The sequence below is a fragment of the Hankyongella ginsenosidimutans genome (genome assembly GCF_005144965.1).
Lineage (GTDB): Bacteria > Pseudomonadota > Alphaproteobacteria > Sphingomonadales > Sphingomonadaceae > Hankyongella > Hankyongella ginsenosidimutans.
The window spans coordinates 2279157-2303031 of sequence record NZ_CP039704.1; the positions used below are offsets into that span (position 1 = coordinate 2279157).

Below are 23875 nucleotides of genomic sequence, written 5' to 3' on the forward strand. Positions count from 1 at the left end.
GGCACGGGGTGGTCAACCCAAAGTTCGCAGAAAAGACGGGGTATGGACAATCCGTCCCCTTGGCTCCCATAAAGCTTTGGCTCAAGATGCGCCGATAATATGCACAACGATTGGGGAATGCCGCCATGACGGAACGCGAAACAATGACGTATGACGTGGTCGTCGTCGGTGGAGGTCCGGCCGGGCTCTCTGCGGCGATCCGAATCAAGCAGAAGGCCCAGCAACTGGGTCGCGAGATCAGCGTCTGCCTGCTGGAGAAGGGGTCGGAAATCGGTGCCCATATTCTGTCCGGCGCCGTGTTCGATCCGAAAGCACTCGATGAACTGATCCCCGATTGGCAGGCGCGCGGCGCACCCATAGGCGTGCCCGTCACGAAAACCGAGCATTGGGTGCTGACCGAAGGCAAGCGCTATTCCCTGCCGCACCTGTTCATGCCGCCATTGATGAGCAATGCCGGCTGTTACACGCTGTCGCTCGGGAACCTGTGCCGATGGCTGGGGAGCAGGCGGAAGCGCTGGGCGTCGATCTGTTTCCCGGCTTTGCGGCGGCAAATCTTCTGTATCGGGACGATGGCTCGGTCGGTGGGGTCATTACCGGCGATATGGGCGTCGCTAGGGATGGATCGCACAAGCCAACCTACCAGCCCGGCCTGGCCATCGAGGGGCGCTATACCCTGATCGCCGAGGGTGTTCGCGGTCACCTCGCGCAGGAACTGATCGCGCGGTACAAGCTGCGCGAAGGCGTCGAACCCCAGACCTATGCCATCGGCATCAAGGAACTCTGGGATATCGCACCCGAGAAGCATGAGCCAGGCCTCGTGATCCACACCCAGGGCTGGCCCTTGAGCGACGTGGCGGGCGGCGGCTTCATCTACCACCAGGAGAACGGCCAGCTCGCCATCGGCTTTGTCGTGGCGCTGGATTACCACAATCCCCACCTGTCTCCCTATGAGGAGATGCAGCGTTTCAAACTGCATCCGGCGATCAAGCCATTGCTGGAGGGCGGGCGGCGGGTCGCCTATGGTGCGCGCGCCATCAACGAAGGCGGTTATCAATCGATCCCCAACGTCAGTTTCCCGGGCGGGGCGTTGATCGGCTGTTCGGCAGGCTTTGTGAATGTGCCGCGCGTTAAGGGCAGCCATTATGCGATGAAGACTGGGATGCTGGCCGCCGATGCCGTCGTGGACGCCCTGGCGGCGGAGGGTCCGGCCAGCCTAGACGCCTACCGGCTTGCACTCACGCAGAGCTGGGTCGCCAAGGACCTGTTCACGGTTCGCAATGCCCGCCCCGCGCTGGCGAAATTCGGCGTTTTCTGGGGCACGGTTTATGCCGGCCTCGATCTGTGGCTGAATGAACTCGGACTTGGTTTCCTGGTGCCCTGGACCTTCGGGCACAAGCCGGACCACAGCCAGCTGACGAAGACGGCTCAAAGCACGAAGATCGCGTATCCCAAGCCGGATGGCACGATAACGTTCGATCGGCTGTCCTCGGTTTACCTCTCCGGGACCAACCATGAAGACGATCAGCCAGTGCACCTCACCCTGCGCGATCCCTCCGTGCCGATCAGCGTGAATCTTGCGCTGTACGACGCACCGGAGCAGCGCTACTGCCCAGCGGGCGTGTATGAAATCGTGCATGCGGAGGGAGCCGATCCGCGCCTGCAGATCAACGCGCAGAACTGCGTTCACTGCAAGACGTGCGATATCAAGGACCCGACCCAGAATATCCGTTGGGTGACGCCGGAAGGCGGCGGCGGCCCGACATACCCGAACATGTAATTCAGGCAGGCGACCGAGCGATATGAAAAGACGGCAAGCAAAGTCGCTAGATCAACGGGCTTTAAATCCGCTTCAGTCCGTGGGCCTGCCCAAAGCGGGTTTAAAGCCCAAAGTTGCTCCATACACCCTTCGATCGAAAGCATCTTTCCTCCTTACGTGCGGCTTGGCACCGAATCCCGGCCTTGGGTTGCATTTCAGGAGAGATGCCCTGGTGTTGCTCCTGCTCATGGCGACGCCGGCTTGCGCGCGCGCGCCGGCCAGCCTGTTCGCGGGCAATTATCGCTCTGGACTCAACGAATATGTCCAGGGCCGCCATGCCTGGGCGGAGGAAGACCTCGAGCAAGCCACCGACTATTTTACGAGGGCACTGCGTTACGCGCCTGACAATCGCCTGCTGCAACGAAGGACCTTCGAGCTGGCACTGGGGTCTGGCGAGATCGATACCGCTCTGAAAATTGGCCAGACCCTGGTCAAGGACGACGAGAATTTCGGGACCCTTACCGTTCTGCGCGCGGTGGATGCAGTTCGCGCGAAGCGTTGGGAGGAGGCGATTTCGCTGGTCGACCAGCTGCCGAGCGAAGGCATCGAATCGCTGGTTGGCAGTATTATCAAGGCCTGGGCCGTCTATGGCTCAGGCAAGACCCGCGACGCATTCGACATTGTGACCCCCGGCGATGGCGACGGCTTCATCGAGAGCTATTATCGCGAGCATCTGGCCTACATGAAGCTTGCAAGTGGCGACGAAAAGGCGGCGGAAGACTTGCTGCGCCGGATCGTGCCGCCTGGCGTGGCCAGCGGCGCGCGCGCGAAGGTCAATCTGATCGCTGCCATTCAGGCAGCCGAGGGGAGCAAGGCAGCTCTGCAGGAAGCCGAGGGTATCGAGGGGTGGCAGAGCGATGGACGCCTGAGCGAGGCGATCGAGCGCCTCCGCTCCAACAAGAAGGTGCGCAGCCTTGTCGCTACGCCGCAGGAAGGGGTGGCGGAAGTTCTCTTGCGCATCGCCGCCGATCTCGGCCGGCAGCAGGCGACGCCAATCGCCATCAACTACGCGCGCATGGCGCGCTATGCCGAACCGGACCTCGACGAGGCGGCACTGGTGCTCGCCGATCTGCTGCGGACCAGCGGCGACGTACGCGGAGCAAAGGCTGCGCTCGACTCCTGGCCGAGACATCGATCACCAACACGCGCGTCTGGTTAACCCGGGCTGATATCGCGCGCGATGCAGCCGGGGTGCCTGAAGCCGTTGCGATCATTGAGCGGGCTTTGCAGCGCTGGCCCGATCGTGTCGAGCTCTGGGTGAGTCTCGGCGACCTGCATCGCGGCGCCAGCGATTTCGCCAAGGCCCTTGTCGCCTACGACAAAGCCATTGCGCTCGCGGGCCAGCCGAAGCAGGCCGATTGGGGCTCTATTATCTGCGCGGCATGACACTGGAGCGCCTCCAGCGCTGGCCGGAAGCCGAGCGTGACCTGCGTCAGGCGCTCGCCCTGCAGCCAAACGAACCCAATGTCCTGAATTATCTTGGATATTCCTTTATCGACCGCGGCGCCAATATGAGTGAAGGCCGAAACATGATCGAGGCGGCGCTGCGCCAGCGCCCCGATGACGGCTATATCGTCGACTCTCTTGGCTGGGCACAGTATAGCGCTAAGCAGTGGGACGCCGCCGTTGCGACCCTGGAGCGCGCCGTCGCTATCGAACCGGGTGATCCGACCATCAATGAGCATCTCGGCGATGCCTATTGGCGTGTGGGCAGGCTGCTGGAAGCGCGTTTCCGCTGGAACGCTGCGAAAAGCCTCGACGCGGAGCCCGAGCAGTCGGCGCGGCTGGATGAAAAATCATCTTCGGGCTGGCCGAAAATGCGGACTCGAACGATCGGCCGAGCTAAAGGCAGCCTCTATGTCGAATATCGTGCTGGACCGGGAGTTCGCTCCGGCCAAGATCAACCTCTTTCTGCATATCGTCGGGCGTCGTGCGGACGGATACCATCTGCTCGAGACGCTGTTCGCATTCGTCGATTTCGGCGACGAACTGATTGCGGAGCCTGCCGACTCCTTTCGTGTGACGGTTGAGGGGCCGCAGGCGTTTTCTCTCAAGCGGAAGGCGACAGCCTCGTCCAACGTGCCGCCGCCGCCCTTTTCGGGCGCGATCTGCCCAAGCTCCACATACGGATCGTGAAGAATATTCCTGTGGCGGCCGGTCTGGGTGGAGGGTCGGCGGATGCAGCCGCGGCACTACGCCTTCTCAACCGTATGTTCGGCCTTGGCTTGCCCCTTGAACGCCTCGCGGACTTGGCGGCCGTGGTCGGGGCTGACGTTCCGGCTTGCGTTTGGTCAAGCACCTGCCTCGGCCAGGGGTCGGCGAGACACTGACACCGACAACACTGGATGCACAGCCGTGGGTCCTGCTGGTCAAACCACCGCAGCCGATGCCGACGCCAGCGGTGTTTGGCGCTTACAAGGCCAGCGCAGCGCCGTTTACGGCACACCTCGCAGATATCCGGCGCGAAGCCTGGTGCCTGAGCGAAATTTCCGCGCTGCATAACGATCTTGCGGTGCCAGCCTGCCAGCTCAATCCCGATCTGGGTCGGCAGCTCGCGCTGTTGGCGCAGACACCGGAGGTTCAGCTTTCGCGCCTGTCCGGCTCTGGCCCGACCAGCTTTGCGCTCTATCCCGATGCCTTGAGCGCGCAAGCCGCAAAGAGCGCGTTCTCGCCGCCTTTCCGGATGTCTGGGCAGAGATATGCCGCCTACAGTAATGGCTGGCCGGTTATTTACCGCTTCCTTGACGGGGCTCGGATGCGTGACTAGACGGCAGTTTCAAGCCGAATGGCGCTTACAGAGCATGACAATGACAGCAAACGTGCGCCATCCGAGCGCAAAATTTCAATGGCCCATTCCCCGCTGGAATTGCCCTTTCTGCAAAGATTGCTTCTTGTCAGCCTCGCAATGCTTGCGGCACTTTTATCGCGTGCCCGCAGGCGCATGCGCAAAATGTCGACCCCGCGTTGGTCGACCAATTCCTCAAAAACAGCGGCCGACAGGGCGCGCAGACTGAAGGCGCCAGTGATGAAGGCCGCAGCCTGTCCCGCGGCGATGCGAACCCGGCAACCCAGGTACTCACACCAGAAGAGTTGGAACTGCGCGCTGCGATTGCACGCGATCAGCTCTCGACGCTCCGTCAGGCGACGCCGATCGAAGAGGCGTATCGCAAGCGCCTGAACGACCCGAAACTGCAGCAATTCGGCTACGATCTCTTTCGCAACAGCCAGCCGGGGAGCCGGTTACCGGTCGCGTCGACGACAGCTATGTACTCGGCGTCGGCGATGAATTGGTGATTGTCTTTCAAGGGCCGACATCGCGCTCTTCCACGGTGCGCGTCGACCGCGCTGGGACTATCAATATTCCCGACTTTCCGCCGATTTCCGTGCTCGGCCGCACGCTCGGGCAGGTCCGCAACGAAATCGAAAGCGCGACGCGACGCGTCATGATCGGCACCGAGGCCTATGTTTCGCTCGGCGGCGTCCGCTCGATTGCCGTGACGGTCGCAGGGGAAGTGCTTCGTCCGGGTCAGTACCGCATGACAGCCCTCAGTGATGCGATCTCAGCCCTTGGCCGCGCCGGCGGCATCCGCCGCAGCGGGAGTCTGCGCGCGGTACGTATTGAGCGGGGCGGGCGGATCATTGCGCTCGATCTCTACGGTTTGCTCGGCATCGGTGCGAGCAGCCAGGTGAAGCTCCAGGATGGCGACCGGATCATCGTGCCGGCGCTTGGCCCGACCTTCGCCGTAACCGGGGCCGTCGTGCGACCCGGCATCTACGAACTGCGACCCGGGACGAGCGTGTCGGTTGAGGAAGCCCTGCGGATCGCTGGCGGCGAGCTTGTGCCCGGCGGCAGTTCCTCCAGCGCCCAGCGTGCGCGCTCCAGCCTTGGTGCGTTCACCACGGTGCCCCTGAGGTCAGGCGATGCCGTTCAGGCCGGCGACGCGATCTCGGTTGTGCCGCGCTATGGCCAGACCAGGGGCTTTGTCGAATTGCTCGGCCATACGGATGCAGCAGGGCCGCGGGCTCTGAGCGAAGCGCCAACGGTTGGGCGGCTTCTCGTCTCGCTCGACGCCCTGAAGACGGATACCTATACGCCTCTGGTCATTCTGCAGCGGCGGGATCCTCAGACGACGACGCCCTATCTGGACGCTATCAGCCTGATTTCCGTATTCTCGAAATCGACCGATGTGTCCCTGCGCTCGGAAGACAGGGTTATCCTGTTGAGTTCCACGGATATATCGTTTCTGCATTCGCCAGCCGTGCGTTCCGTCGTGCTGGGGCCGCGGCAACCGCAATATCGCTGCACATCGCTGAACCGGCTGGCACGGGCAGCAGGGGACAGCGAAGGCGAGCGCTTCGCCGCCGTGAACCGCGCCTTTGTGCCCTTCGTTCAAAAGCTGGCGGGAGAGGCACCGGAGAAAACCACGTTATCCGCATCGCGACGGAAGGCAGCAGTCGATCAACTTTCGTCCTTCGACGATCAGAAGACGATCGCTGGGCGCGGCGATAAAAAGTCGGGCGAGGGCGAAGAGGAGGTGCTGGAATTCAGCGCGCAGGATCTTGATCCGGCAGTTTGCCCGCAGATATTCGAGCGCTTTCCGGATATTCTTCCATTTCTGATCGAGCAGGCCGTGCCGGTCACGGGTGACGTGAGGCGCCTGGCCCATATCCGGTAGCGGGTAATATTTCCGTGCAGCAATTGGTCTCGGTCGCCGGCGGGCGCGCGTCCCGGCGCGACGACGACCAACTGGAAGTTATTCACGCGGGCGACGGCGTGCAGGATCGCATCGCCAAGAAAGTCAAATGGACCGAGAGCGCTGATCTTATCGTCACGCCATTCGACTCCGTCCGTGTGACCTCGAATGCGTCAGCCTTCGAATCGGGTGCAGTCCTGCTGAGTGGTGAATTCGCGCAACCGGGGATTTACCCCGTGCGCAGGGTGAAAAGCTCTCCGAGCTTATCAAACGGGCAGGGGGTGACGTCGCAGGCATTTCCTTATGGTGCCGTCTTCACGCGCGCCAGCGTGCGCATTGCGCAGCGTGAGGGGCTGCAACGCGCCTTGAAAGAGCTAAACACCGGCCTGCTGTCGATTGCAGCGCGCAAGGATATCTCTGCGGACGCCATCATCGCCGCACAAGAGCTTTCGCAGAGCATCGCCGGCACAGAGCCGCCGGGGCGCGTGGTCGTCGAAGCGGATCCGCGGGTGCTCGCCATGCGGCCTGACCTTGATACCGTGCTCGAACCGGGCGACACCATCTTCATGCCCAAGCGCCCGAATTTTGTTTTGACGCTCGGGGATGTCCTCAATCCGACGGCGCTGCAGTTCTCACCGAGGAAGTCTGCCAAGGATTACCTTGACGAATCCGGCGGCGTCCAGTCGACGGCTGACGACAAAAGAACCTTCATCGTCTATCCAAACGGTATCGCCGAACCTGTAAAACGTCGTTCTGGGGCAAGAGCAGGCAGGTTTTGCCGCCAGGCAGCGCCATCGTCGTGCCGAAGAATATCGATCCGCTCTACAAACTGAATGTTGCGCGCGATATTACGCAGATTGTCTCGCAGGTTGCCTCGGCGCTGGCGACTGTTGTCATCCTGGCCCGCTAATTTTTAACGGTTTCGGCTCATCGAGCTGTAGGCTCATACTCGAGGGTGCAATGAAGATTACGAGCGCAACCAAGATTACCATCGTTGGCCTCGGCTATGTCGGGCTGCCCCTCGCGGCCGCTTTGGCGCGCAAGTTCGATTGCATCGGGTTGGACATCAACAACCAGCGCATTCAGGAACTTCGCAGCGGATACGACCGGACAGCGGAAGTCGATCCTGAAACCTTGCGCGCATCAAGCCTGAAGTTGACGGCTAATGCCGAAGAATGCGCAGGGAGCGATGTTTACATCGTAACGGTTCCTACCCCGTTGACGACAACAACAAACCGGATCTCAAGCCCGTCCTGTCTGCAAGCAGGACGGTCGCCGGTCTTTGCAGCCGGGGCGCAATGCAATCGTCGTTTACGAGAGCACCGTCTACCCCGGTGTGACGGAAGATATCTGCGGACCCGTACTGGAGCAGGTTTCAGGATTGAAACACGGTGTAGATTTCTTCCTCGGCTACTCGCCCGAGCGGATCAACCCCGGCGATCGCGAGCATACAGTAGACCGGATCACCAAAGTGATCGCCGGCGATACGCCGGAGGTTACGGACGCCCTTGCTGAAATCTACGGCAGTATAACGAGCGGCGGTGTGTTTCGGGCTGCAAGCATCAAGGTTGCCGAGGCTGCCAAAGTCATCGAAAATGCACAAAGAGATATCAACATCGCATTCATGAATGAAATTGCGATGATATTTCAGAAAATCGGCATTTCGACCTACGACGTGCTCGACGCAGCCGCGACAAAATGGAATTTCCTGAAGTTCTCGCCGGGGCTCGTCGGCGGGCACTGCATTGGCGTTGACCCCTATTACCTTTCTTATAGGGCGGAAGAATTGGGGCATGATCCACAAGTTATCCTGTCCGGTAGACGCACCAATGACGGTATGGGATCCTATGTTGCCGATTCTATTTCGGACAAGATATCTCAAAAATCACGGATTCTTGTTCTTGGTTTGACATTCAAGGAAAACGTCCCGGATTTACGCAATTCCAAAGTCATCGACGTTGTGCGCCGCCTGGAGCATCTTGGGCATAGCGTCGACATTCACGATCCGCTGGCCTCCCGGAAGAGGCGCAACATGAATATGGTGTCGAAATTCTCAGCGGGCCAGAACATCTCCACCAAAGCGCAGGAGATCCGGACAAGCGCTATGACGCCCTCGTCGCTGCCGTGCCGCATTCCGTATATGCACAGATGAATCGCGAGCAGATCGCTGGGCTGCTGAAACCAAAAGGCTTGATCGCAGACCTGAAAGGCTTATGGCGGCGCATCGAGTTCGGCCCAGAGCACCAAATCTGGAGGCTGTAAGGCTCTAGGGTCAGGACCCATTAACAACGAGGATCGCCCGCGTGCCGCCATCCGCAGGACGCGGCGCTTTTGGCGTGCAGGTTTGTTGCTCGGTCGTTGAATATGTTCAATATTCGCCTCCCTCCCGCCTGCCTGCACTCCAAAATCGCCAGCGCCACGGCCTCATTCTTAATGAGTCCTGACCCTAAATTCCCTTAGTACCGTACATATATTTGTACGCTATAAGCCCGATCCATTCATGCAGGGCAGTGCTGTAACGCCCAAGGGTCGAAAGAATATCGAAATCCAGGGTCGGCTGCACGTCTGAGGCCAGCGCGCGATAATCGACAGGATAGGGGATCGGCTGCAGTCCCTGCGCCTGAAAGCTCTGTATGGCGCGCGGCATATGTGCAGCCGATGTAACAAGAACGATGGGTAAGCGTTCCGGCTGGGGTAAGCTGCGCCAAAGCTTTGCGGCTATAACCGCATTGGTCCAGGTTGTCGTGCTGCGGTCAAGCAAGGCAAGGCGATCCGCCTCGATCCGCAGGCCAAGCGTGCGCGCGGCGATGTCGACATCGCGCAGGCCTTTCGCGGTTCGGATACCACCGACGACCCAGATCGGCCAGGCGCGATGGGCAAGACCTAATTCCGCTGTCGCGATCACGCGCTCTGCTGCGGAATCATATTCCGAAAGTCGGCTGTACTCTGATAACGCCAGTCTCTCGCTGCCCGTCAGCATGACGACGATGGCCTTTTCCGGCAGCTTTTCTGGTCTTTGGTAGCGACTCTCCAACGGGCGCAGCATCAGCAGATCGAGCGGCGCGATGAGCAGGACGAGACATAAGGCCGCAAACGCGCGCGCAAGACTGCGTACCCTTGAGGGTCGCATGGCCAGGGTGGCGGCCAGAAAGCCAAGCGCAATCCAGAGCGGCCAGCTTGCCGGGCTGACATAAACCCACACGTGCAAAAATCCTCGCCAATTCCGGCATATAGCGACAAAAATCGCGACGGTGGAGCAAAAGCAGATTTTCGGCCAATATACAACGTGCGCTTGCTGGCGCTGTAAGATGCGGCGTATGGTTGCAGGGCTGCGGCGTGTTAATCGAATGTTTGACCATGGCTTGTAATTCGACTAGCCGCAGAAGGGATCAAATTCGCGATCCAATGCGTTAAATACTCAGTATGCGTACCTTTGTTCATTTGCGCGGGTGGGAAAAATTTTGCGATGATGGTGTACGCCGCGATATTTTCTGCGCTGTATGCGGTATTCATTAGCTGGTTTGCCTGGCCTGTCGGCAACCGTCTGGGATTGCTGGACTACCCGGATCCCTACGGCGGCAGAAAACGGCACGCGATTGTAACGCCGCTCGTTGGCGGGTTGGCGGCGGTGCCGGTTTTTCTCGTTGCGATGGCCGTCGTCGCGTACGGCATGGAGGGCTCTCAGGCTGTTACACAGCATGCAGTGAGTTCGATGGCGCTTTTGGCCACGTGCCTGTTTCTCCTCGGCATCTTGGACGACCGTTTCGAGTTGACGCCGCAAATACGACTGCTGGTCACCGTTGGCGCGATCGGGATAGCGGCGACGACGACGCGCGATCTGTCGCTCGATTTCATTTTTTCTCGTGGCAGCAGCAGCCGGTTTTCATCAGTTCGGTTGCGGTTCTGGTGACGATGGTGAGTATCGTCGGCTTCATCAACGCCGTGAACATGGCCGACGGCAAGAACGGCATTGTGATCGGCCTGTGCATCATGTGGACGGGGTGCCTGATCTGGCACGCCACACCAGAATTGCTCATGCCGTTGGTTTGCCTGTTGATCGCGCTCTGTATCACCCTGGCCTTCAACCTGAAGGGACGCCTGTTCCTGGGAGATGGCGGCAGTTATGGCTTGGCCTGTATCATCGCCGTGGTGGCCATCAATCTCTACAATCGCAACTTCGACACACTGAGGGCCGACCATGTACTGGTCTGGTTCGCGGTGCCCGTCCTGGATTGCCTGCGGCTCCTGGTGACGCGCAGCCTGCAGGGACGGTCCCCTTTCGCGGGAGACCGGGAGCATCTGCACCATTATCTGCACCGCACCCTGGGCTGGCCGCAGGGTTTAATCTATTATTGGGCTTTAGCCGGCATACCCAGTCTTGTAACCCTGCTGCTGCCGCAGGCGGGGTTATTCGCACTCGTGCTGGCAGTCGTCAGCTACACGATGACGATAGTCGTTTTCCAGCGGATGGGTTCCGAAGCCGGCAGAGTGACTGCTTGACCCACGCAGAAACTGTGGCTATCTGCACCACTCCATCGACGATGGGGCGTCGCCAAGCGGTAAGGCAGCGGTTTTGGTACCGCCATTCCCAGGTTCGAATCCTGGCGCCCCAGCCATCTTCTCGATGATCAATCAGTTTGCAGGCGGCTGCGTGACATTGCTGCCGCAGGCGTCCTGAGGGTCTGAGCCGTCAGGCGTCAGCAGCGTGAAACTGAGATTCCGGGGCCTTGCGACCGCCACCTGCCGGATCGTCTGCTGCTTGAAGACGGCGTTCGGGAAGATCGGGGTGTAATCCAGATACGCCTCGGCGACGATTACGAGCTGGTTCTGGTCGAGCAGGATACCGCCCGGCAGCTCGACGTCACGATTGGTTGCATTCGAGAGCTGGCTTTTCTCGGTCGTCAAGCCGCCAGTGCAACGCTGCCAGAGGATAAAGTTTCCAATGCCACTGGCGCCGCCTTGCACAGCGGTGACATAAACACGGCCATCTTCGTCCAGATTGCCGGGCTGCATCAGGATTCTTGCCGCCTCGAGCGCATCGGACATCTGGGCCTCGGAGGTTCCAGCCTCGGACTGCGCGGTGAGATCGGCCATGGTGGCGGCGGTCCGCGCCACTTTCTGCGTCGCCATGATCAGAAGCGCCGCATCCGCGGTCATGAGGACGCTGAGCGACAGGAACGGGACGAGCAGCGCGAATTCCACAACCGCCATGCCGCTTTCGTTGCCGCGTAGTGCCGAGCGCACCCTGTCCATGATCTTCATGACAATACCCCGCTCAGCTATCGGAACAATCGATCGGCTCGTTGCGCACGATCGTCGAGGCTTGGAGGACTGGGTCAGAAAGCTCGATGTATCGAATGGGCGGGACGATGCGCTTCAGGTAAAATTTGGCCGTATACATCACAATACCGCCCGGCCCGCCGGCATCGTCGATCTGCCCCGGGTCGTCATCCCATTCGCTGTTCTGGATGAAGATGTCGTCGAACGGCTCGCCCTGGTCGTATTTCCCATTGCCATTGATGTCCGTGAACGGTTCCGGCGGGTGCACGGAATTGAAGTTGGCGTAGGATTTCAAGGTGATCTCGGGGTCCTCGATCTGAAGAAAACCCTTCATGCTCTCGGTGATGCTGTCTTTGATGGTCTGCACGCGGGCTTCGTTGTCGATGCAGCCCTTCGATGTCGCGATCGCGTCGCGCGCTGCCTGTGCGACGGCGGCATCAAGCGAGACCTGGGTGAAGCCCGTGTAGCCGAGGTCGACGATCCCGATCAGAAACGCCAGAAGCACTGGTGCGATGACCGCGAATTCAACCAGCGACGAGCCGCTGTCGTCCCTGTGCAAGCCGTGCGAGGTTCGCTGCATTTCCGGCTCCTACTGAACGATGTGCAGAGGAACGAGATCGTAGGCGATGGCCTCGAACGCATCGGAAATTTCCTGTGCGTTGTAGGTCGCAAAATAGTGGTTATCGCCGCTTGCGCACTGACGATATGTATCCGTCGATGCTTTGAGCGCGATGACGTAAATCTCGACGCCGGTCGCCTTGGCGGCATTGCAGGCCTTGGCCAGTCGCAGATCCATCGCGGCGTTCACGGTGCTTGAACTCGTCGAATTGACCGCGATCTTGTCTTCGAAGGTACCGTAAGGTGTGTAGTTGGTGTCGAGCTTGCCGTTCCAGTAGTTGCCGCTGTCGAACGACTCGATGATGCCATCCGTAAACAACACCAGAATCTGCCGGGTCGGGTAGTCGTCGGGATGGTTGCGCAGGTCCTTGAACATGTCCTTGGCCTTGAGCATGCGCCATGCCCAGGCGAACCCGACATTGGTCAGTGTACCCGTGCCAGGGCTGTAGGCCCAGTTTTCGTTCGAGATGTAGGTGCTTACCGTCGTCTTGGTGACGCCCCACTTCGGCGGCAGCGCCTCAGACGGGCAGTGGAAGTTCGGAGACGCCTTGCTGAGCGTCGAGGTCGTATATTGGTTGGCGCTCACCCAGTCCGTTGCGCCACCGCTTTCGTGTAAAACCTGCGGGCGCTGGAGCTGGTGCGCTCGAACAAGCCGGACGTCGTGATGTTGATGGTGTTATCCGCCTGAATGAAGCTGGCGCCGCGCGACGCGTAGGCCCGGCGGATCGCTTTGTTCCAGATATTTCCGGGGTCGGTTGCGAACGCATTGCTTGGCGGCCTGTAGTAGGCTTGATTCCGGTTGCGCGCTGCAACACGGGCGGAAACAGCAGCGGGTCCCACTTCGGGGCGGCGCTGGTGGCAGGATCCGCCAGATTCATGTCGTAGGCGTTGGCCTCAAGCACGGTGCGATCATTACTGAGGTAGCTCGTCCGCTTGTTCGGGAAGGATCGCGTTGCGTAATTCGCATTCGGGTCCAGCCAGCCGTCTTCCGCGACGCAGCCCTTCCAGCCCCAGGCGTTCGATACCGTGCGGTCTGCATAGTCGGCCGCTCTGGAGTAGTTGACGCGGTCGTCTTTCAGCAGGTGGCCGACGTTGGCCATAACGGTAAAGGGAACAATGCCAACCGCCAGATTTTCGGGCTTGAAGCTGCCATTATAGATGATGTCCGTGAAGGTTTGCGCGGCGTTTTTGACGGCCTGGATACGGGTTAGTCCCCGCCGACATCCGCCGTCGCCATCGATCCGGTGTTGTCGATCGCCATCATGATTTCCAGCGCCTGCTTGTCGCCGCGCTCTGCGGTCGCGACGCGCGATTCCGCATTCAAGGTCAACTGCTTGTAGCTTTCGCCGAAGATCGACATGAACGTCGTTGGTATTGTGATGTTCACCGTGGCCGTCACATCGACCGTCGTGCCTTGTGCGTCCGCCTGGCGCTGGTCGACAGTGGTGAAGCCATCGATCTTCGCACCGAGGTAGTTTTCCGGAAAATTCGCCTCGAAATAGCGCTCGAGCGTCGCATCCCGTTCCGACTGCGTGGCCGCGGACGTTGCAGATGCCAGCAGCGCCAGATCGAGCGCGGACTTGACGCGCTGCTGCACCATGTAAGCACGGCCCGCATCGACAGAGAGGCCGATCGCGCCCATGACCGGAATAATGGACGCTGCAAAGAGCGGGAGCGTCGACCCCGCGCGATCCCTGAGTATGGCTCTGAAACCACCAGGGAAATACCGCCGAAGAGGATTCGCCGTCATCATCACCGCCTCGAGTTCGCTGGCCGCATTAGACTTCGCGCGACCATATCCCTCAGGCGATTACTGTACTCAGCGTTAACGTCTTGCTAAGAAAATCTCTTAAAATATTGAGTTAACGCAAAAATCACTCCGAAATACAATCGGAATGCAGTTCGGGATTATAATATACCGGCTCCATAATGTCTTCCGCGTAAGCGATTACCTGCTGTTGCGTACTGGATTGCAAAGGATGCTCGCCATCCTGTGGTGCGGCGGGAGCCGTATCCTCAAGAAATTCATCGTCGGCGGGAATGGTGATCGTCGACTCTCCGTCTTTCACCAGAAAGCGGCGCTGCTGAATATAAGCGGACCGCAGGGCGACGTATGGGTCGCTGCTGGTCTCAAGCAGCTTATCGACGCTATCGAGCGCGCGCGTGCGCAAGTCGACGATCTGCAGGCCGGTGAGGCCGTAGTCGATGGAATTGGCGACCGCGCGGGACAGCACGACGTTTGACGGACTGCCGAAAGTTTCCGCCACAAACCCGACCAGATCGCGCGGATTGCTCGGCCCGAGGAAGGGCAGCATGAGGAATGGGCCGTCGCCGACTCCCACACACCAAGGGTTTGCCCGAAATCTTCTTCCTGTCGTTTGACGCCCCATTGACTGGCCTGGTCGTTGAGGCCGGCGACACCGACGGTCGAATTGATCATGAAGCGGCCAAGCGATTTCATGGCCACATCGCCCTTACCCTGGAGCAGGGCGTTCACGAAGGTGAAGGGTTCTTGCAGGTTGTTGAAGCCGTTGGTGATGCCGCGGCGGATAAAGCCCGGAAGCGCCCAGCGATAGGCCTTGGCGACAGGCTTCAGCAGCACATTGTCGAAACCAGTGTTCACCTTGAAGATGAAGCGATTGTAGTGCTCGAAAGGATCGCTGATCTCGTCCGGGCTGTTGCGCGTGGCGGTGTCGTTCGCCGACGTGTCCGCCTGCGCCAGGATCAGGGTTCACCATTGGCGTCGCGTTCGACTTCGCCGGGAGCGTAGATGCTGGCCGCAGCAAGGCTTGGGCCGGCGGGAAGCGCCAGCAGCAGGCAGACTGCCGCGCAATATAACAACCGCGTCTTGTGCCTGTTAACCGCCATGATGACCTCCTGGAAATCTCTGGGGCGCGTTCCTGCGCTGGTGAAGGTGTGACCTGCACGCATGCTGATGCTTTTCAAGCGTTTGTTCGCTGCTGTTCATGGTGCCGGATCACTTCCGTGATGATGAAGCGTAAAACTTCTCAGAAAATTCGGGGTCCAGCTTTGCGCCCGCCGCCAGAGCCCGCAGGCGCTCGATCTGGCGTGCCTCGCGGTCGACATCCGCGGGCGGCAACCCGTGCTCCGCCTTGTGCGCCCCTACAGCCTGTGTGATCTTGAACCGTTCCGCCAGCATATAGATCAACGCCGCATCGATATTGTCGATGCTGTCCCGATATGCGGCAAGCACGGCATCGCTCATCGCGGCGCTCCAGGTGGTACGGCCGACGGCGCGTCGGCAGGAACCAGACATTCGCCGCTGATAATCCGCCATGGGCCACTGAGGCAAGCGTCGGCTTTGAACAGACTGTTTCTGGCGTAACTTGGCGTATTTGCGCTGCGAATATCCGAATGCCGCGCGACCGATTGACCAAGCCCAAGATACTAGCTTGCGCAGCTTGGGCGCGGGTTCCTATAGGGAAGTAATGGAGAGACGCCATGGACGCTGACGTCCACACCCTCAAGATCAAACGCCCGAGCACGCCATCCGTCGCCAAGCTGCAAGCGCTGGTCGCGGCGGATATGAATGCCGTCAACCAGACGATCATCGAGCGCATGCAAAGCCCGGTCGTTCTTATCCCGGAACTTGCCGGCCACCTGATCGCCTCTGGCGGCAAGCGATTGCGCCCGATGTTGACTTTGGGCAGCGCGCGGCTGCTCGGCTACGGCGGCACCCGGCAATTCAGTCTGGCAGCGTGCGTCGAGTTCATCCACACCGCGACGCTGCTGCACGATGACGTGGTCGACGGTTCGGACCTGCGCCGCGGTCAGCAGACCGCCAACATCATCTGGGGCAACAAGGCGACGGTGCTGGTTGGCGATTTCCTGTTCGCGCGCGCGTTCGAGCTGATGGTCGAGGACGGTTCGCTGCGGGTACTGCGCATCCTCAGTCGTGCGGCGGCGACCATTGCGCAAGGCGAGGTCGACCAACTGACCACGACCGGCAATCTGGACACCACCGAGGACCGTTATCTGGAAGTCATCATCGGCAAGACCGCAGTGTTGTTCGCTGCGGCCTGCCAGGTCGCGTCCGTAATCGCCGAGCGGGACGATGCGACGGAAGCCGCGCTTGAATCCTACGGCCGCAATCTCGGGATCGCCTTCCAGTTGGTCGACGATGCGATCGATTATGCCTCCACCGCCGATGTCATGGGCAAGTCCGCAGGGGACGACTTCCGCGAAGGCAAGCTCACGCTACCGGCGATCCTTGCCTATGCGCGCGGCAACGACGACGAGCGGGCGTTCTGGCGCCGGACGCTGGTCAGGATGGACCGGCAGCCCGGCGACTTCGAGCAGGCCGTCGCGATCATGAGCCGGCGGCAGGCAGTGACGGATACGCTGAAGCGCGCGCATCTCTACGGCGAGCGGGCGATCGACGCACTGGCCGTCTTCCCGGACAGCGCCGCCAAGGCTGCGCTCATCGAAGCTGCCGACTTCACCGTTCAGCGCGCCTACTGAGCGATGACCGACCTCCCGGTCGAGGCGGTCCTGCCGCGCCTGCGCGCCGCTCTGGAAGCGGGCAGCAGCGCGGTCCTGGTGGCGCCGCCGGGCGCTGGCAAGACCACGCGCGTGCCGCTTGCCCTGCTCGATGCACCGTGGCGCGAAAACCGCAAACTGATCGTGCTCAGCCCGCGTCGGCTGGCAGCCAGGGCCGCGGCGGAACGCATGGCGGCGACCCTTGGCGAGCCGGTGGGAGAGACTGTCGGTTACCGGGTACGCATGGAGCAACGCGTGTCGGCGCGCACCGCGATCGAGGTGGTGACCGAAGGCGTGTTCACCCGGCGCATCCAGGCGGACCCGGAGCTGGCCGATACGGCCGCCGTCCTGTTCGACGAGGCGCACGAACGCGCGCTGGAGGCTGATCTCGGCCTGGCACTGGCGCTTGATGCCCAGGCCGCGTTACGCCCGGATTTGCGGCTGCTGCCGATGTCGGCGACCTTGGATGGCGCGCGGGTTGCTGCACTTCTCGGCGATGCGCCGGTGATCGAGTCGCAAGGGCGCATGTTCCCGATCGAGACGCGCTACCGGCCCAGAAACGCGGAAGATCGACTGGAGAATGCGGTTGCGGACGCCGTGCTGGCGGCGCTGCGCGAAGAGCCGGGCAGCCAGCTTGTCTTTCTGCCGGGTGCCGGCGAGATCGCCCGTACAGCGGAGCGGCTGGCACCAAAGCTGGACGCGATGGGTATCGCGCTCTACCCGCTTCACGGTTCGCTGGAGCCGGCCGAGCAGCGCGCAGCGATTGCGCCCGGGCCGCGCAAGGTCGTGCTGGCGACTGCGATCGCCGAGACCAGCCTGACAATCGAGGGCGTGCGGGTGGTGATCGACAGCGGGCTGGCGCGGCGACCGCGCTACGACCCGTCGCTCGGGTTGACCCACCTGGTGACCGAGCGGGTGTCCCAGGCTGCTGCAGACCAGCGCCGGGGCCGCGCCGGGCGTCTGGAGCCGGGTGTGTGCATACGGCTGTGGGAAGAGGGCAGACCCGCGCGCTGCCGGCGTTCGACCCGCCGGAAATCCGCGAGGCGGATCTGTCCGGCCTGCTGCTGGACCTTGCGGTCTGGGGCGTGCGCGATCCGCTCAGCCTCAAGTGGCAGGACCCGCCGCCGGCGGCCGCCTTGCAGGAAGCGCGCAGCCTGCTCGAGGCGCTGGGGCGTTGGCGCCGGACGGTGCCGTCACCGCCCACGGCCGCACGCTTGCCGAGCTGCCGCTGCCGCCGCGGCTTGCGCATATGCTGGCGGCGTCCGGCGAGGATGCGCCGCTTGCCGCCCGCATCGCCATGATCCTGACGGAGCGGGGCCTGGGCGGGCGCGACACCGACCTGCGCCATCGTCTGCGTGCCGCCGAGCGGGATCGCAGCCCGCGGGCGCAACAGGCGCTGAGGCTGGCCGGACGCTGGGCGGCGCTGGTCGGCGGCGGCGCGGCACCGGACCCGGACGATGCCGGTCGGGCGCTGGCACTCGCCTATCCGGAGCGGATTGCCCGTCAGCGCGGGGCAGGGCGCAGCACCTATCTGATGGCGAACGGTCGTGCCGCGAGCCTGGACGCCGCCGACCCGCTGGCGCGGGAACCCTGGCTGGCGGTTGCGGAAGTCACGGGACGCGCTGACCGATCCACCATTCTGCTGGCGGCGCCGATCGCTGTTGCCGACGACGACCCACGCATCATCGAGCAGGAGGACGTCACGCTCGATCCGCGCACCGGCAGTGTGCGCGCCGCGCGGGTGCGGCGGCTCGGGGCAATAGCCCTTGCCGAAAAGCCGATCCTCAACCCTGATCCAATGCTGGTGCAGCAGGCCCTGATCGAGGGGCTTGCCGGCCCTGCGTTCAGCGTACTTGGCTGGACCGAGGCGCTGATGCGCCTGCGGGCGCGCGTCAACTTCCTGCATGCGCGCAGTCCCGAGCACTGGCCGGACTGGTCGGACGATGCGTTAAAGGCGGCGCTGGCGGATTGGCTGGGGCCGTATCTGGCGGGCGTACGCCGGCTCGACCAGATAGCACCCGATATGCTGCGCCAGGCGCTTGAGGGCAGCCTCGACCGTGAACAGCGCCGCGCGCTCGCGACTCTGGCGCCGGATCGGCTGGAGACGCCGGCCGGCACCAGCCACGCGATCGACTACACGGCCCAGGGCGGCCCGGCAGTCGAAGTCCGGGTGCAGGAGCTGTTCGGGCTCACGGTGCATCCCATGGCGGGCGGCGAGCCCCTGACTCTGGTGCTGCTCTCCCCGGCCACAAGCCGATCCAGACCACGCGGGACCTGCCCGGGTTCTGGCGCGGCTCCTGGGCCGAGGTGAAGACGGAGATGAAGGGCCGCTACCCCAAGCATGTCTGGCCGGACGATCCAGCGATCGCCACCGCCACCACCCGCGCCAAGCCGCGGGGACATGAGCGGAGGGCCTGATCGGTTGAGGCGGAAAGCATGATGGCTTCAACCTCAACCGGTCAGACTCCAGGGTAGTATTTTTATCGTTTGGCTTTATCTCGATGCTGACGGTTTAGCCGGGCTGTTCGCCGCCAGATAGGCAATGATATCCTTGCGGTCTGTCGCGTCGGCAACCCGGAAGCCCATGGCCGTCCCCGGAGCCAGCTTGGCGGGTGCTGTCAGCCAGGCGTCAAGGAGCGCCTCATCCCAGATGAAGTTCTTGGCGGCCAGCGCTTTGCTGTAGCGATACCCCGCAACTGTAGCGACCTTACGACCGACAACGCCGCGGTGCATCGGCCCGACCCGGTTCTTGTCGAGCGAGTGGCAGCCACCGCAGCGTGCTTCGTAAAGTCTCTCGCCGCGCTGACTGTCCTGAGCATGGGCATCAACCGAATAGAATACCGCGCTAAGAAGCAGGAAGAGACCAAAGTGCGGCGGCGATCATCCTCGGCCCATGCTTGATTGCGGGGCGTGCCTTCGACGGACGCCCCCGGTGGCCTGGCAACATCAGATAGCGCCAGGAAGCGGAATACAGATTATGCACCGAAAATCAGCCCCTCGGCGGGAAGCGGCTCACCCAAGGCATTAGCAAGCACCGCCACATGGTAAGCTTCGTCGCCGGCCATACGCGCAGCCAGGTGATAGCGTTCCACCGCCGTCAGAACGGGGATCAGGCCCAGATAGGCGTTGGTCGCACCGCGCTCCAGTTTCAGCGCCAGACGGAGCACATCTTCCTGGCTTTTCAGCGATGCGGCATCAAGATCGGCTGCGTACTCGCTGTCCGACTTGGCCTCCGCCGGTTTTCCGCCCAGAGTGCGAACGGCTTTGATCAATTCATCCCGATGGCGCTGATGGTGGCTGCGGAATGTCACGCCGACTTGCAGTACGGCCGGCTGCAGCAGGCCGCTGCCTGCACCCAGAGTATAAGCCGCAATGCCCTCATGCTCCAAGGCGATCGCCGCATTGAGCACGCCGATGTCATTTTGCGCATTGTTGCTTTTTGCGACGGCCGAGGCTGGCATGCCAAAAGCCAACGAAAGGCCCGTGGCGGACAGAACCGCGCCGCTGAACAATTTGCGGCGGTTGAGGATCAGAGTTTCATTCATTTTCGTGCTCCAAGGTTTTCGTGCTGGGGTTGATGAAAACATACGGGTGAGAACAGCTTGAGTCAGGCGCGTGCAGCGTTCTCCAGCGAAGGCCAGGGTTTCATCGATCACAGACCTGAATTCCGGTGCGAGAAGCTCTTGTAATCGCTTGCGCGCCCGCAGGTGTCGGGATTTGACGGCAGACTCGGATAATCCCAGCATTTCAGCTGTCTCCGCGACGGTCTGACCGTTGATTTCACGAATTACGAACACCAGCCGCAGTGTATCGTTCAGCTGCGCAATCACAGCCTCGAGCTGGCGGGCGATGTTTCTGCGTACGAGAGCCTGCTCTGGCGTCTGATGGCTGATTGGCGCATTCTCCCGCATGACGCGGGCATCACTCAAATCGCTTATGTCATTCTGTGCCAGAAGGCGTGCTCGCCGCGCTGCATTGCGCTGGCGTTCCAGGGACTGGTTGATGACGATGCGGGTCAGCCAGGTGGCGTAGCTGGATGTGCCATCGAAGCGTGCGGATGAGGTGAACGCCCTGATGTAGGCATCCTGGACGGCTTCTTCCGCATCCTGAGTGGATCTGAGGATCGACCACGCAGTCCGGAAAAGCCTCTGGTTGTAGCGTCGTGTGAGTTCAGCGACCGCACGCCTGTCCCGTGCGTGCACGAGGACATCGAGGGTGATGTCCGGCAGCGCCGAATAATCGGGTAGCGGGGTAGTGCCCATCGATCGAACTCCCTTTCGCCTGTTAGACGGACTGAGGTCGCGGATGGTTTCGGAGCATACAGAAATTCACCCGCGCCCAGGCTGCCGCCGTCGGCAGCGTCTGAAAATCACAAAGGCCAGTGGCGGGCTGGCGCTTGCTGCCGCCGCGACGGTCTCAGGCGGCGCGCGGCTCAATCGCGGCGATGGCGTCCGCATGCAGGCGGCGTGCGGTGCATAAATCGTATAGCACCTGAAGATGCAGAAAAATCCATCCGACATGTTGAAATACCGTGCCAGCCGCAGGATTTCTCCCGGGTGGACGTTCAGGTCCTCATCCTTGGTGATAGTCCTTGATCCGGACATGATCAGCGCTTCGTCCGTTTGAACTGCTGCTTCTTGCCGTAGCGGGTGGTGCGGGTGCCGGGCTTGCCGCCGGTGGCGCGGGCCTTGACCGGTGCCGATTGCGCCTCGACCGGCAGGCCGAGTTCGGCGCTTTCCAGCCGGCGGATTTCGTCGCGCAGGCGCGCGGCTTCCTCGAACTCGAGGTCGGCGGCGGCGCGTTTCATCCGTTCGTCGAGATCGGCGATGTAGGCCTTGAGGTTGTGGCCGACCAGATTGTTGACGTCCGGGTCCCCGAGATCGACGGTGTAATGATCTTTCTCGGCCACATGGGCCAGCAGGTCGCCGATCGCCTTTTCACCGATTGCGGCGTGATGCCGTTGGCTTCGTTGTAGGCGGTCTGCTTGGCGCGGCGGCGGTCGGTCTCGGCGAGCGCGCGCTGCATCGAACCGGTCATCTTGTCGGCGTAAAGGATCACCCGGCCGTCCGCGTTGCGTGCGGCGCGGCCGATGGTCTGGATCAGCGAGGTTTCCGAGCGCAGGAAGCCTTCCTTGTCGGCATCGAGAATCGCGACCAGCCCGCATTCGGGGATGTCCAGCCCCTCGCGCAGCAGGTTGATGCCGACCAGGACATCGAAGGCGCCCAGCCGCAGGTCGCGGATGATCTCGATGCGCTCAAGCGTGTCGACGTCGGAGTGCATGTAGCGGACCTTGAGCCCGGCCTCATGCATGTATTCGGTCAGGTCTTCGGCCATGCGCTTGGTGAGCGTGGTGACCAGTGTGCGATAGCCGGCCTGCGCGGTGGCACGCGCCTCGTCGATCAGGTCCGAGACCTGGTGTTCCACCGGGCGGATCTCGACCGGCGGATCGATGAGGCCAGTCGGCCGGATCACCTGCTCGACGAAGACGCCGCCGCTCTGTTCCAGCTCCCAGGCACCCGGGGTCGCCGACACGTAGATCGTCTGTGGCCGCATGGCGTCCCACTCGGCGAATTTGAGCGGCCGGTTGTCGATGCAGGAAGGCAGGCGAAAGCCGTATTCCGCCAGCGTCACCTTGCGCTTGTTGTCGCCGCGTTCCATGCCGCCGATCTGGCCGATCATGACGTGGCTTTCGTCGATGAACAGCAGCGCATTCTCGGGCAGATATTCGAACAGGGTCGGCGGCGGCTCGCCGGGCAGGCGGCCAGTGAGGAAGCGGCTGTAATTCTCGACCCCGGCGCAGGAGCCGGTCGCGGCGATCATCTCCAGGTCGAAGTTGGTGCGCTGTTCGATCCGTTGCGCCTCGAGCAGCTTGCCGGCCGTACGGAACAGCTTGAGCTGCTCCTGCAGCTCATGGCGGATGGCGACCATCGCCTGCTGCATGGTCGGCCCCGGCGTCACATAGTGCGAGTTCGCGTAGACGCGCACGAAGTCGTGCGCGGCGATCTTCTCGCCGGTCAACGGGTCGAACTCGACGATGCTCTCCAGTTCGTCGCCGAAAAGCTGAAACGCCAGGCTGCGTCCTCATAGTGGGCGGGGAACAGCTCGACGGTGTCGCCGCGCACGCGGAACATGCCGCGCTGGAACGCCTGCTCGTTACGCTTGTACTGCAGGCTGACCAGCTTGCGGATGAACTCGCGCGGGTCGATGGTATCGCCCTTCTTCACGGTCAGGGTCATGGCGGCGTAGGTCTCGACCGAGCCGATGCCGTACAGACAGGAGACCGAGGCCACGATGATCACATCGTCGCGCTCGAGCAGCGAGCGGGTTGCCGCGTGGCGCATGCGGTCGATCTGTTCGTTCACCGAGCTTTCCTTCTCGATGTACAGGTCGTTGCGCGGCACATAGGCCTCGGGCTGATAATAATCGTAGTAGCTGACGAAATATTCGACGGCATTGTTCGGGAAGAAGCTCTTGAACTCGCCGTAAAGCTGGGCCGCCAGCGTCTTGTTCGGCGCCAGGACTATGGCCGGGCGCTGCAGCCGCTGGATCACCTGCGCCATGGTATAGGTCTTGCCCGAGCCGGTGACGCCGAGCAGGACCTGGTTGCGCTCACCAGCGTCCGCCTGCGCCACAAGTTCGGCAATCGCTGCCGGCTGGTCGCCCGCCGGCTGGAAGTCGCTCACCAGCTCGAAACGCTTGCCGCCTTCCGTCTTGGCGGGGCGCGCGACCTGCGGTTTCTGGAATACGCCGCCGGGCGAGGGATATCGGCGAGCGTGGTGCGGATGACGATTTCTGACATGCAGAGGAATATGGACGCATGCCCGGCACCCCTCAAGCGTTAGAGCAACGGGCTTTCAATCCGCTACAGCAGGGTGGCATGCTCAGTGCGGATTTAAAGCCCGAAGCTTCTCTGTATATCTTTGATTCTAATACATCTTTTCCCCTTAAATGCGACACGGCGCTTAAT

21 protein-coding genes, 1 tRNA gene and 6 pseudogenes are annotated in these 23875 nt (G+C 61.8%); 17 read left to right on the forward strand and 11 right to left on the reverse strand.

The window, feature by feature from the left end; genetic code table 11:
- Window positions 1-125 precede the first annotated feature (125 nt).
- The 11 genes and pseudogenes from E6W36_RS13465 to E6W36_RS13510 all read left to right on the forward strand — a co-directional run bounded on the left by E6W36_RS13465 (window position 126) and on the right by E6W36_RS13510 (window position 8662).
- Window positions 126-1777: pseudogene (locus tag E6W36_RS13465) on the forward strand (electron transfer flavoprotein-ubiquinone oxidoreductase).
- A 211-nt stretch (window positions 1778-1988) separates the two neighbouring features.
- Entirely contained in the window at window positions 1989-2975 is a 987-nt protein-coding gene (locus E6W36_RS13470; protein WP_222872920.1) for a tetratricopeptide repeat protein, read from the forward strand.
- 32 nt (window positions 2976-3007) lie between these two features.
- The gene (locus E6W36_RS13475) at window positions 3008-3202 is read left to right on the forward strand and encodes a hypothetical protein (RefSeq protein ID WP_222872921.1); all 195 of its coding nucleotides are present in this window, start codon (window positions 3008-3010) and stop codon (window positions 3200-3202) included.
- Window positions 3199-3846, forward strand: coding sequence for a tetratricopeptide repeat protein (locus tag E6W36_RS13480; RefSeq protein ID WP_222872922.1), 648 nt, complete (start codon window positions 3199-3201; stop codon window positions 3844-3846). Before E6W36_RS13475 ends, E6W36_RS13480 begins: the two co-directional genes overlap by 4 nt.
- Before the next feature lie 99 nt (window positions 3847-3945).
- Complete coding sequence (locus E6W36_RS23610) at window positions 3946-4146, forward strand: GHMP family kinase ATP-binding protein (protein ID WP_425459738.1); 201 nt, start codon at window positions 3946-3948, stop codon at window positions 4144-4146.
- Window positions 4104-4583, forward strand: coding sequence for a 4-(cytidine 5'-diphospho)-2-C-methyl-D-erythritol kinase (locus E6W36_RS13490; protein ID WP_222874541.1), 480 nt, complete (start codon window positions 4104-4106; stop codon window positions 4581-4583). The genes E6W36_RS23610 and E6W36_RS13490 overlap by 43 nt, the downstream gene beginning before the upstream one ends.
- Before the next feature lie 197 nt (window positions 4584-4780).
- Window positions 4781-5110 carry a hypothetical protein gene (locus E6W36_RS13495; protein WP_222872924.1) on the forward strand — a complete coding sequence of 110 codons (330 nt, stop codon included), beginning with the start codon at window positions 4781-4783 and terminating at the stop codon, window positions 5108-5110.
- The gene (locus E6W36_RS13500) at window positions 5107-6492 is read left to right on the forward strand and encodes an SLBB domain-containing protein (protein ID WP_222872925.1); all 1386 of its coding nucleotides are present in this window, start codon (window positions 5107-5109) and stop codon (window positions 6490-6492) included. Before E6W36_RS13495 ends, E6W36_RS13500 begins: the two co-directional genes overlap by 4 nt.
- A gap of 14 nt (window positions 6493-6506) precedes the next feature.
- Window positions 6507-7343: a capsule biosynthesis GfcC family protein gene (locus E6W36_RS13505; protein ID WP_222872926.1), complete on the forward strand. Its 837-nt coding sequence runs from the start codon at window positions 6507-6509 to the stop codon at window positions 7341-7343.
- Between the two features lie 127 nt (window positions 7344-7470).
- Window positions 7471-7728: pseudogene (locus E6W36_RS20915) on the forward strand (nucleotide sugar dehydrogenase); the annotation flags it as partial.
- A gap of 64 nt (window positions 7729-7792) precedes the next feature.
- Complete coding sequence (locus E6W36_RS13510; protein WP_281277339.1) at window positions 7793-8662, forward strand: nucleotide sugar dehydrogenase; 870 nt, start codon at window positions 7793-7795, stop codon at window positions 8660-8662.
- Window positions 8663-8956: 294 nt separating this feature from the next.
- On the opposite strand, the gene E6W36_RS13515 is transcribed toward E6W36_RS13510, so the two are convergent.
- Window positions 8957-9556 (reverse strand): YdcF family protein, encoded by a 600-nt coding sequence (locus tag E6W36_RS13515; protein WP_222872927.1) that lies wholly within the window; start codon window positions 9554-9556, stop codon window positions 8957-8959.
- A gap of 420 nt (window positions 9557-9976) precedes the next feature.
- On the opposite strand from E6W36_RS13515, the gene E6W36_RS13520 reads away from it, so the two are divergent.
- From E6W36_RS13520 to E6W36_RS13530, 3 genes are all read left to right on the forward strand, one after another.
- Window positions 9977-10420: an MraY family glycosyltransferase gene (locus tag E6W36_RS13520; RefSeq protein ID WP_222872928.1), complete on the forward strand. Its 444-nt coding sequence runs from the start codon at window positions 9977-9979 to the stop codon at window positions 10418-10420.
- 2 nt (window positions 10421-10422) lie between these two features.
- Window positions 10423-11010 (forward strand): MraY family glycosyltransferase, encoded by a 588-nt coding sequence (locus E6W36_RS13525; protein ID WP_246048347.1) that lies wholly within the window; start codon window positions 10423-10425, stop codon window positions 11008-11010.
- 42 nt (window positions 11011-11052) lie between these two features.
- A tRNA-OTHER gene (locus E6W36_RS13530) sits at window positions 11053-11126 on the forward strand.
- A gap of 16 nt (window positions 11127-11142) precedes the next feature.
- On the opposite strand, the gene E6W36_RS13535 is transcribed toward E6W36_RS13530, so the two are convergent.
- From E6W36_RS13535 to E6W36_RS13545, 3 genes are read right to left on the reverse strand one after another with little or no spacing between them, the layout of a single operon-like run.
- Window positions 11143-11772, reverse strand: a complete 630-nt coding sequence (locus E6W36_RS13535) for a TadE/TadG family type IV pilus assembly protein (RefSeq protein WP_222872930.1) — start codon at window positions 11770-11772, stop codon at window positions 11143-11145.
- Window positions 11773-11785: 13 nt separating this feature from the next.
- Window positions 11786-12370 (reverse strand): TadE/TadG family type IV pilus assembly protein, encoded by a 585-nt coding sequence (locus E6W36_RS13540; protein WP_222872931.1) that lies wholly within the window; start codon window positions 12368-12370, stop codon window positions 11786-11788.
- Between the two features lie 9 nt (window positions 12371-12379).
- On the reverse strand, window positions 12380-12994 hold the full coding sequence (locus E6W36_RS13545) for a hypothetical protein (protein ID WP_222872932.1): 615 nt from the start codon (window positions 12992-12994) through the stop codon (window positions 12380-12382).
- 496 nt (window positions 12995-13490) lie between these two features.
- Here E6W36_RS13545 and E6W36_RS20920 point away from each other — a divergent pair, with 496 nt between their 5' ends.
- Window positions 13491-13619 (forward strand): hypothetical protein, encoded by a 129-nt coding sequence (locus E6W36_RS20920; RefSeq protein ID WP_281277340.1) that lies wholly within the window; start codon window positions 13491-13493, stop codon window positions 13617-13619.
- Here E6W36_RS20920 and E6W36_RS13550 read toward each other — a convergent pair.
- The 4 genes and pseudogenes from E6W36_RS13550 to E6W36_RS13565 form a co-directional block, all read right to left on the reverse strand.
- Window positions 13616-14161, reverse strand: coding sequence for a TadE/TadG family type IV pilus assembly protein (locus tag E6W36_RS13550; protein WP_342776889.1), 546 nt, complete (start codon window positions 14159-14161; stop codon window positions 13616-13618). The two genes, E6W36_RS20920 and E6W36_RS13550, sit on opposite strands and share 4 nt — an antisense overlap.
- A 121-nt stretch (window positions 14162-14282) precedes the next feature.
- A pseudogene (locus E6W36_RS13555) lies at window positions 14283-15031 on the reverse strand (MlaA family lipoprotein).
- Window positions 15032-15132: 101 nt separating this feature from the next.
- The gene (locus E6W36_RS23615) at window positions 15133-15354 is read right to left on the reverse strand and encodes a hypothetical protein (protein ID WP_425459641.1); all 222 of its coding nucleotides are present in this window, start codon (window positions 15352-15354) and stop codon (window positions 15133-15135) included.
- Window positions 15351-15634: pseudogene (locus tag E6W36_RS13565) on the reverse strand (chorismate mutase). The gene E6W36_RS23615 and the pseudogene E6W36_RS13565 overlap by 4 nt, the downstream one beginning before the upstream one ends.
- 236 nt (window positions 15635-15870) lie before the next feature.
- Here E6W36_RS13565 and E6W36_RS13570 point away from each other — a divergent pair.
- Window positions 15871-16890 (forward strand): polyprenyl synthetase family protein, encoded by a 1020-nt coding sequence (locus tag E6W36_RS13570; RefSeq protein ID WP_222872935.1) that lies wholly within the window; start codon window positions 15871-15873, stop codon window positions 16888-16890.
- A 3-nt stretch (window positions 16891-16893) separates the two neighbouring features.
- Window positions 16894-19326, forward strand: a pseudogene (gene hrpB / locus E6W36_RS13575) (ATP-dependent helicase HrpB).
- Between the two features lie 75 nt (window positions 19327-19401).
- Here hrpB and E6W36_RS13580 read toward each other — a convergent pair.
- The 3 genes and pseudogenes from E6W36_RS13580 to uvrB form a co-directional block, all read right to left on the reverse strand.
- Window positions 19402-19764 (reverse strand): c-type cytochrome, encoded by a 363-nt coding sequence (locus tag E6W36_RS13580; RefSeq protein WP_222874500.1) that lies wholly within the window; start codon window positions 19762-19764, stop codon window positions 19402-19404.
- A 119-nt stretch (window positions 19765-19883) separates the two neighbouring features.
- Window positions 19884-21170 carry a DUF4439 domain-containing protein gene (locus tag E6W36_RS13585; protein ID WP_222872936.1) on the reverse strand — a complete coding sequence of 429 codons (1287 nt, stop codon included), beginning with the start codon at window positions 21168-21170 and terminating at the stop codon, window positions 19884-19886.
- Window positions 21171-21514: 344 nt separating this feature from the next.
- Window positions 21515-23707: pseudogene (uvrB, locus tag E6W36_RS13590) on the reverse strand (excinuclease ABC subunit UvrB).
- Window positions 23708-23875: the final 168 nt, after the last annotated feature.

Excerpts from the sequence above, each read along its gene's own strand:
- E6W36_RS13515 (WP_222872927.1), bottom strand. The coding sequence starts at position 9,556 with ATGCTGCGCCCGTTGGAGAGTCGCTACCAAAGACCAGAAAAGCTGCCG.
- E6W36_RS13570 (WP_222872935.1), top strand. The coding sequence starts at position 15,871 with ATGGACGCTGACGTCCACACCCTCAAGATCAAACGCCCGAGCACGCCA.
- E6W36_RS13540 (WP_222872931.1), bottom strand. The coding sequence starts at position 12,370 with ATGCAGCGAACCTCGCACGGCTTGCACAGGGACGACAGCGGCTCGTCG.
- E6W36_RS13525 (WP_246048347.1), top strand. The coding sequence starts at position 10,423 with ATGGTGAGTATCGTCGGCTTCATCAACGCCGTGAACATGGCCGACGGC.
- E6W36_RS13585 (WP_222872936.1), bottom strand. The coding sequence starts at position 21,170 with ATGGGCACTACCCCGCTACCCGATTATTCGGCGCTGCCGGACATCACC.
- E6W36_RS13535 (WP_222872930.1), bottom strand. The coding sequence starts at position 11,772 with ATGAAGATCATGGACAGGGTGCGCTCGGCACTACGCGGCAACGAAAGC.
- E6W36_RS13480 (WP_222872922.1), top strand. The coding sequence starts at position 3,199 with ATGACACTGGAGCGCCTCCAGCGCTGGCCGGAAGCCGAGCGTGACCTG.
- E6W36_RS13550 (WP_342776889.1), bottom strand. The coding sequence starts at position 14,161 with ATGATGACGGCGAATCCTCTTCGGCGGTATTTCCCTGGTGGTTTCAGA.
- E6W36_RS13520 (WP_222872928.1), top strand. The coding sequence starts at position 9,977 with ATGATGGTGTACGCCGCGATATTTTCTGCGCTGTATGCGGTATTCATT.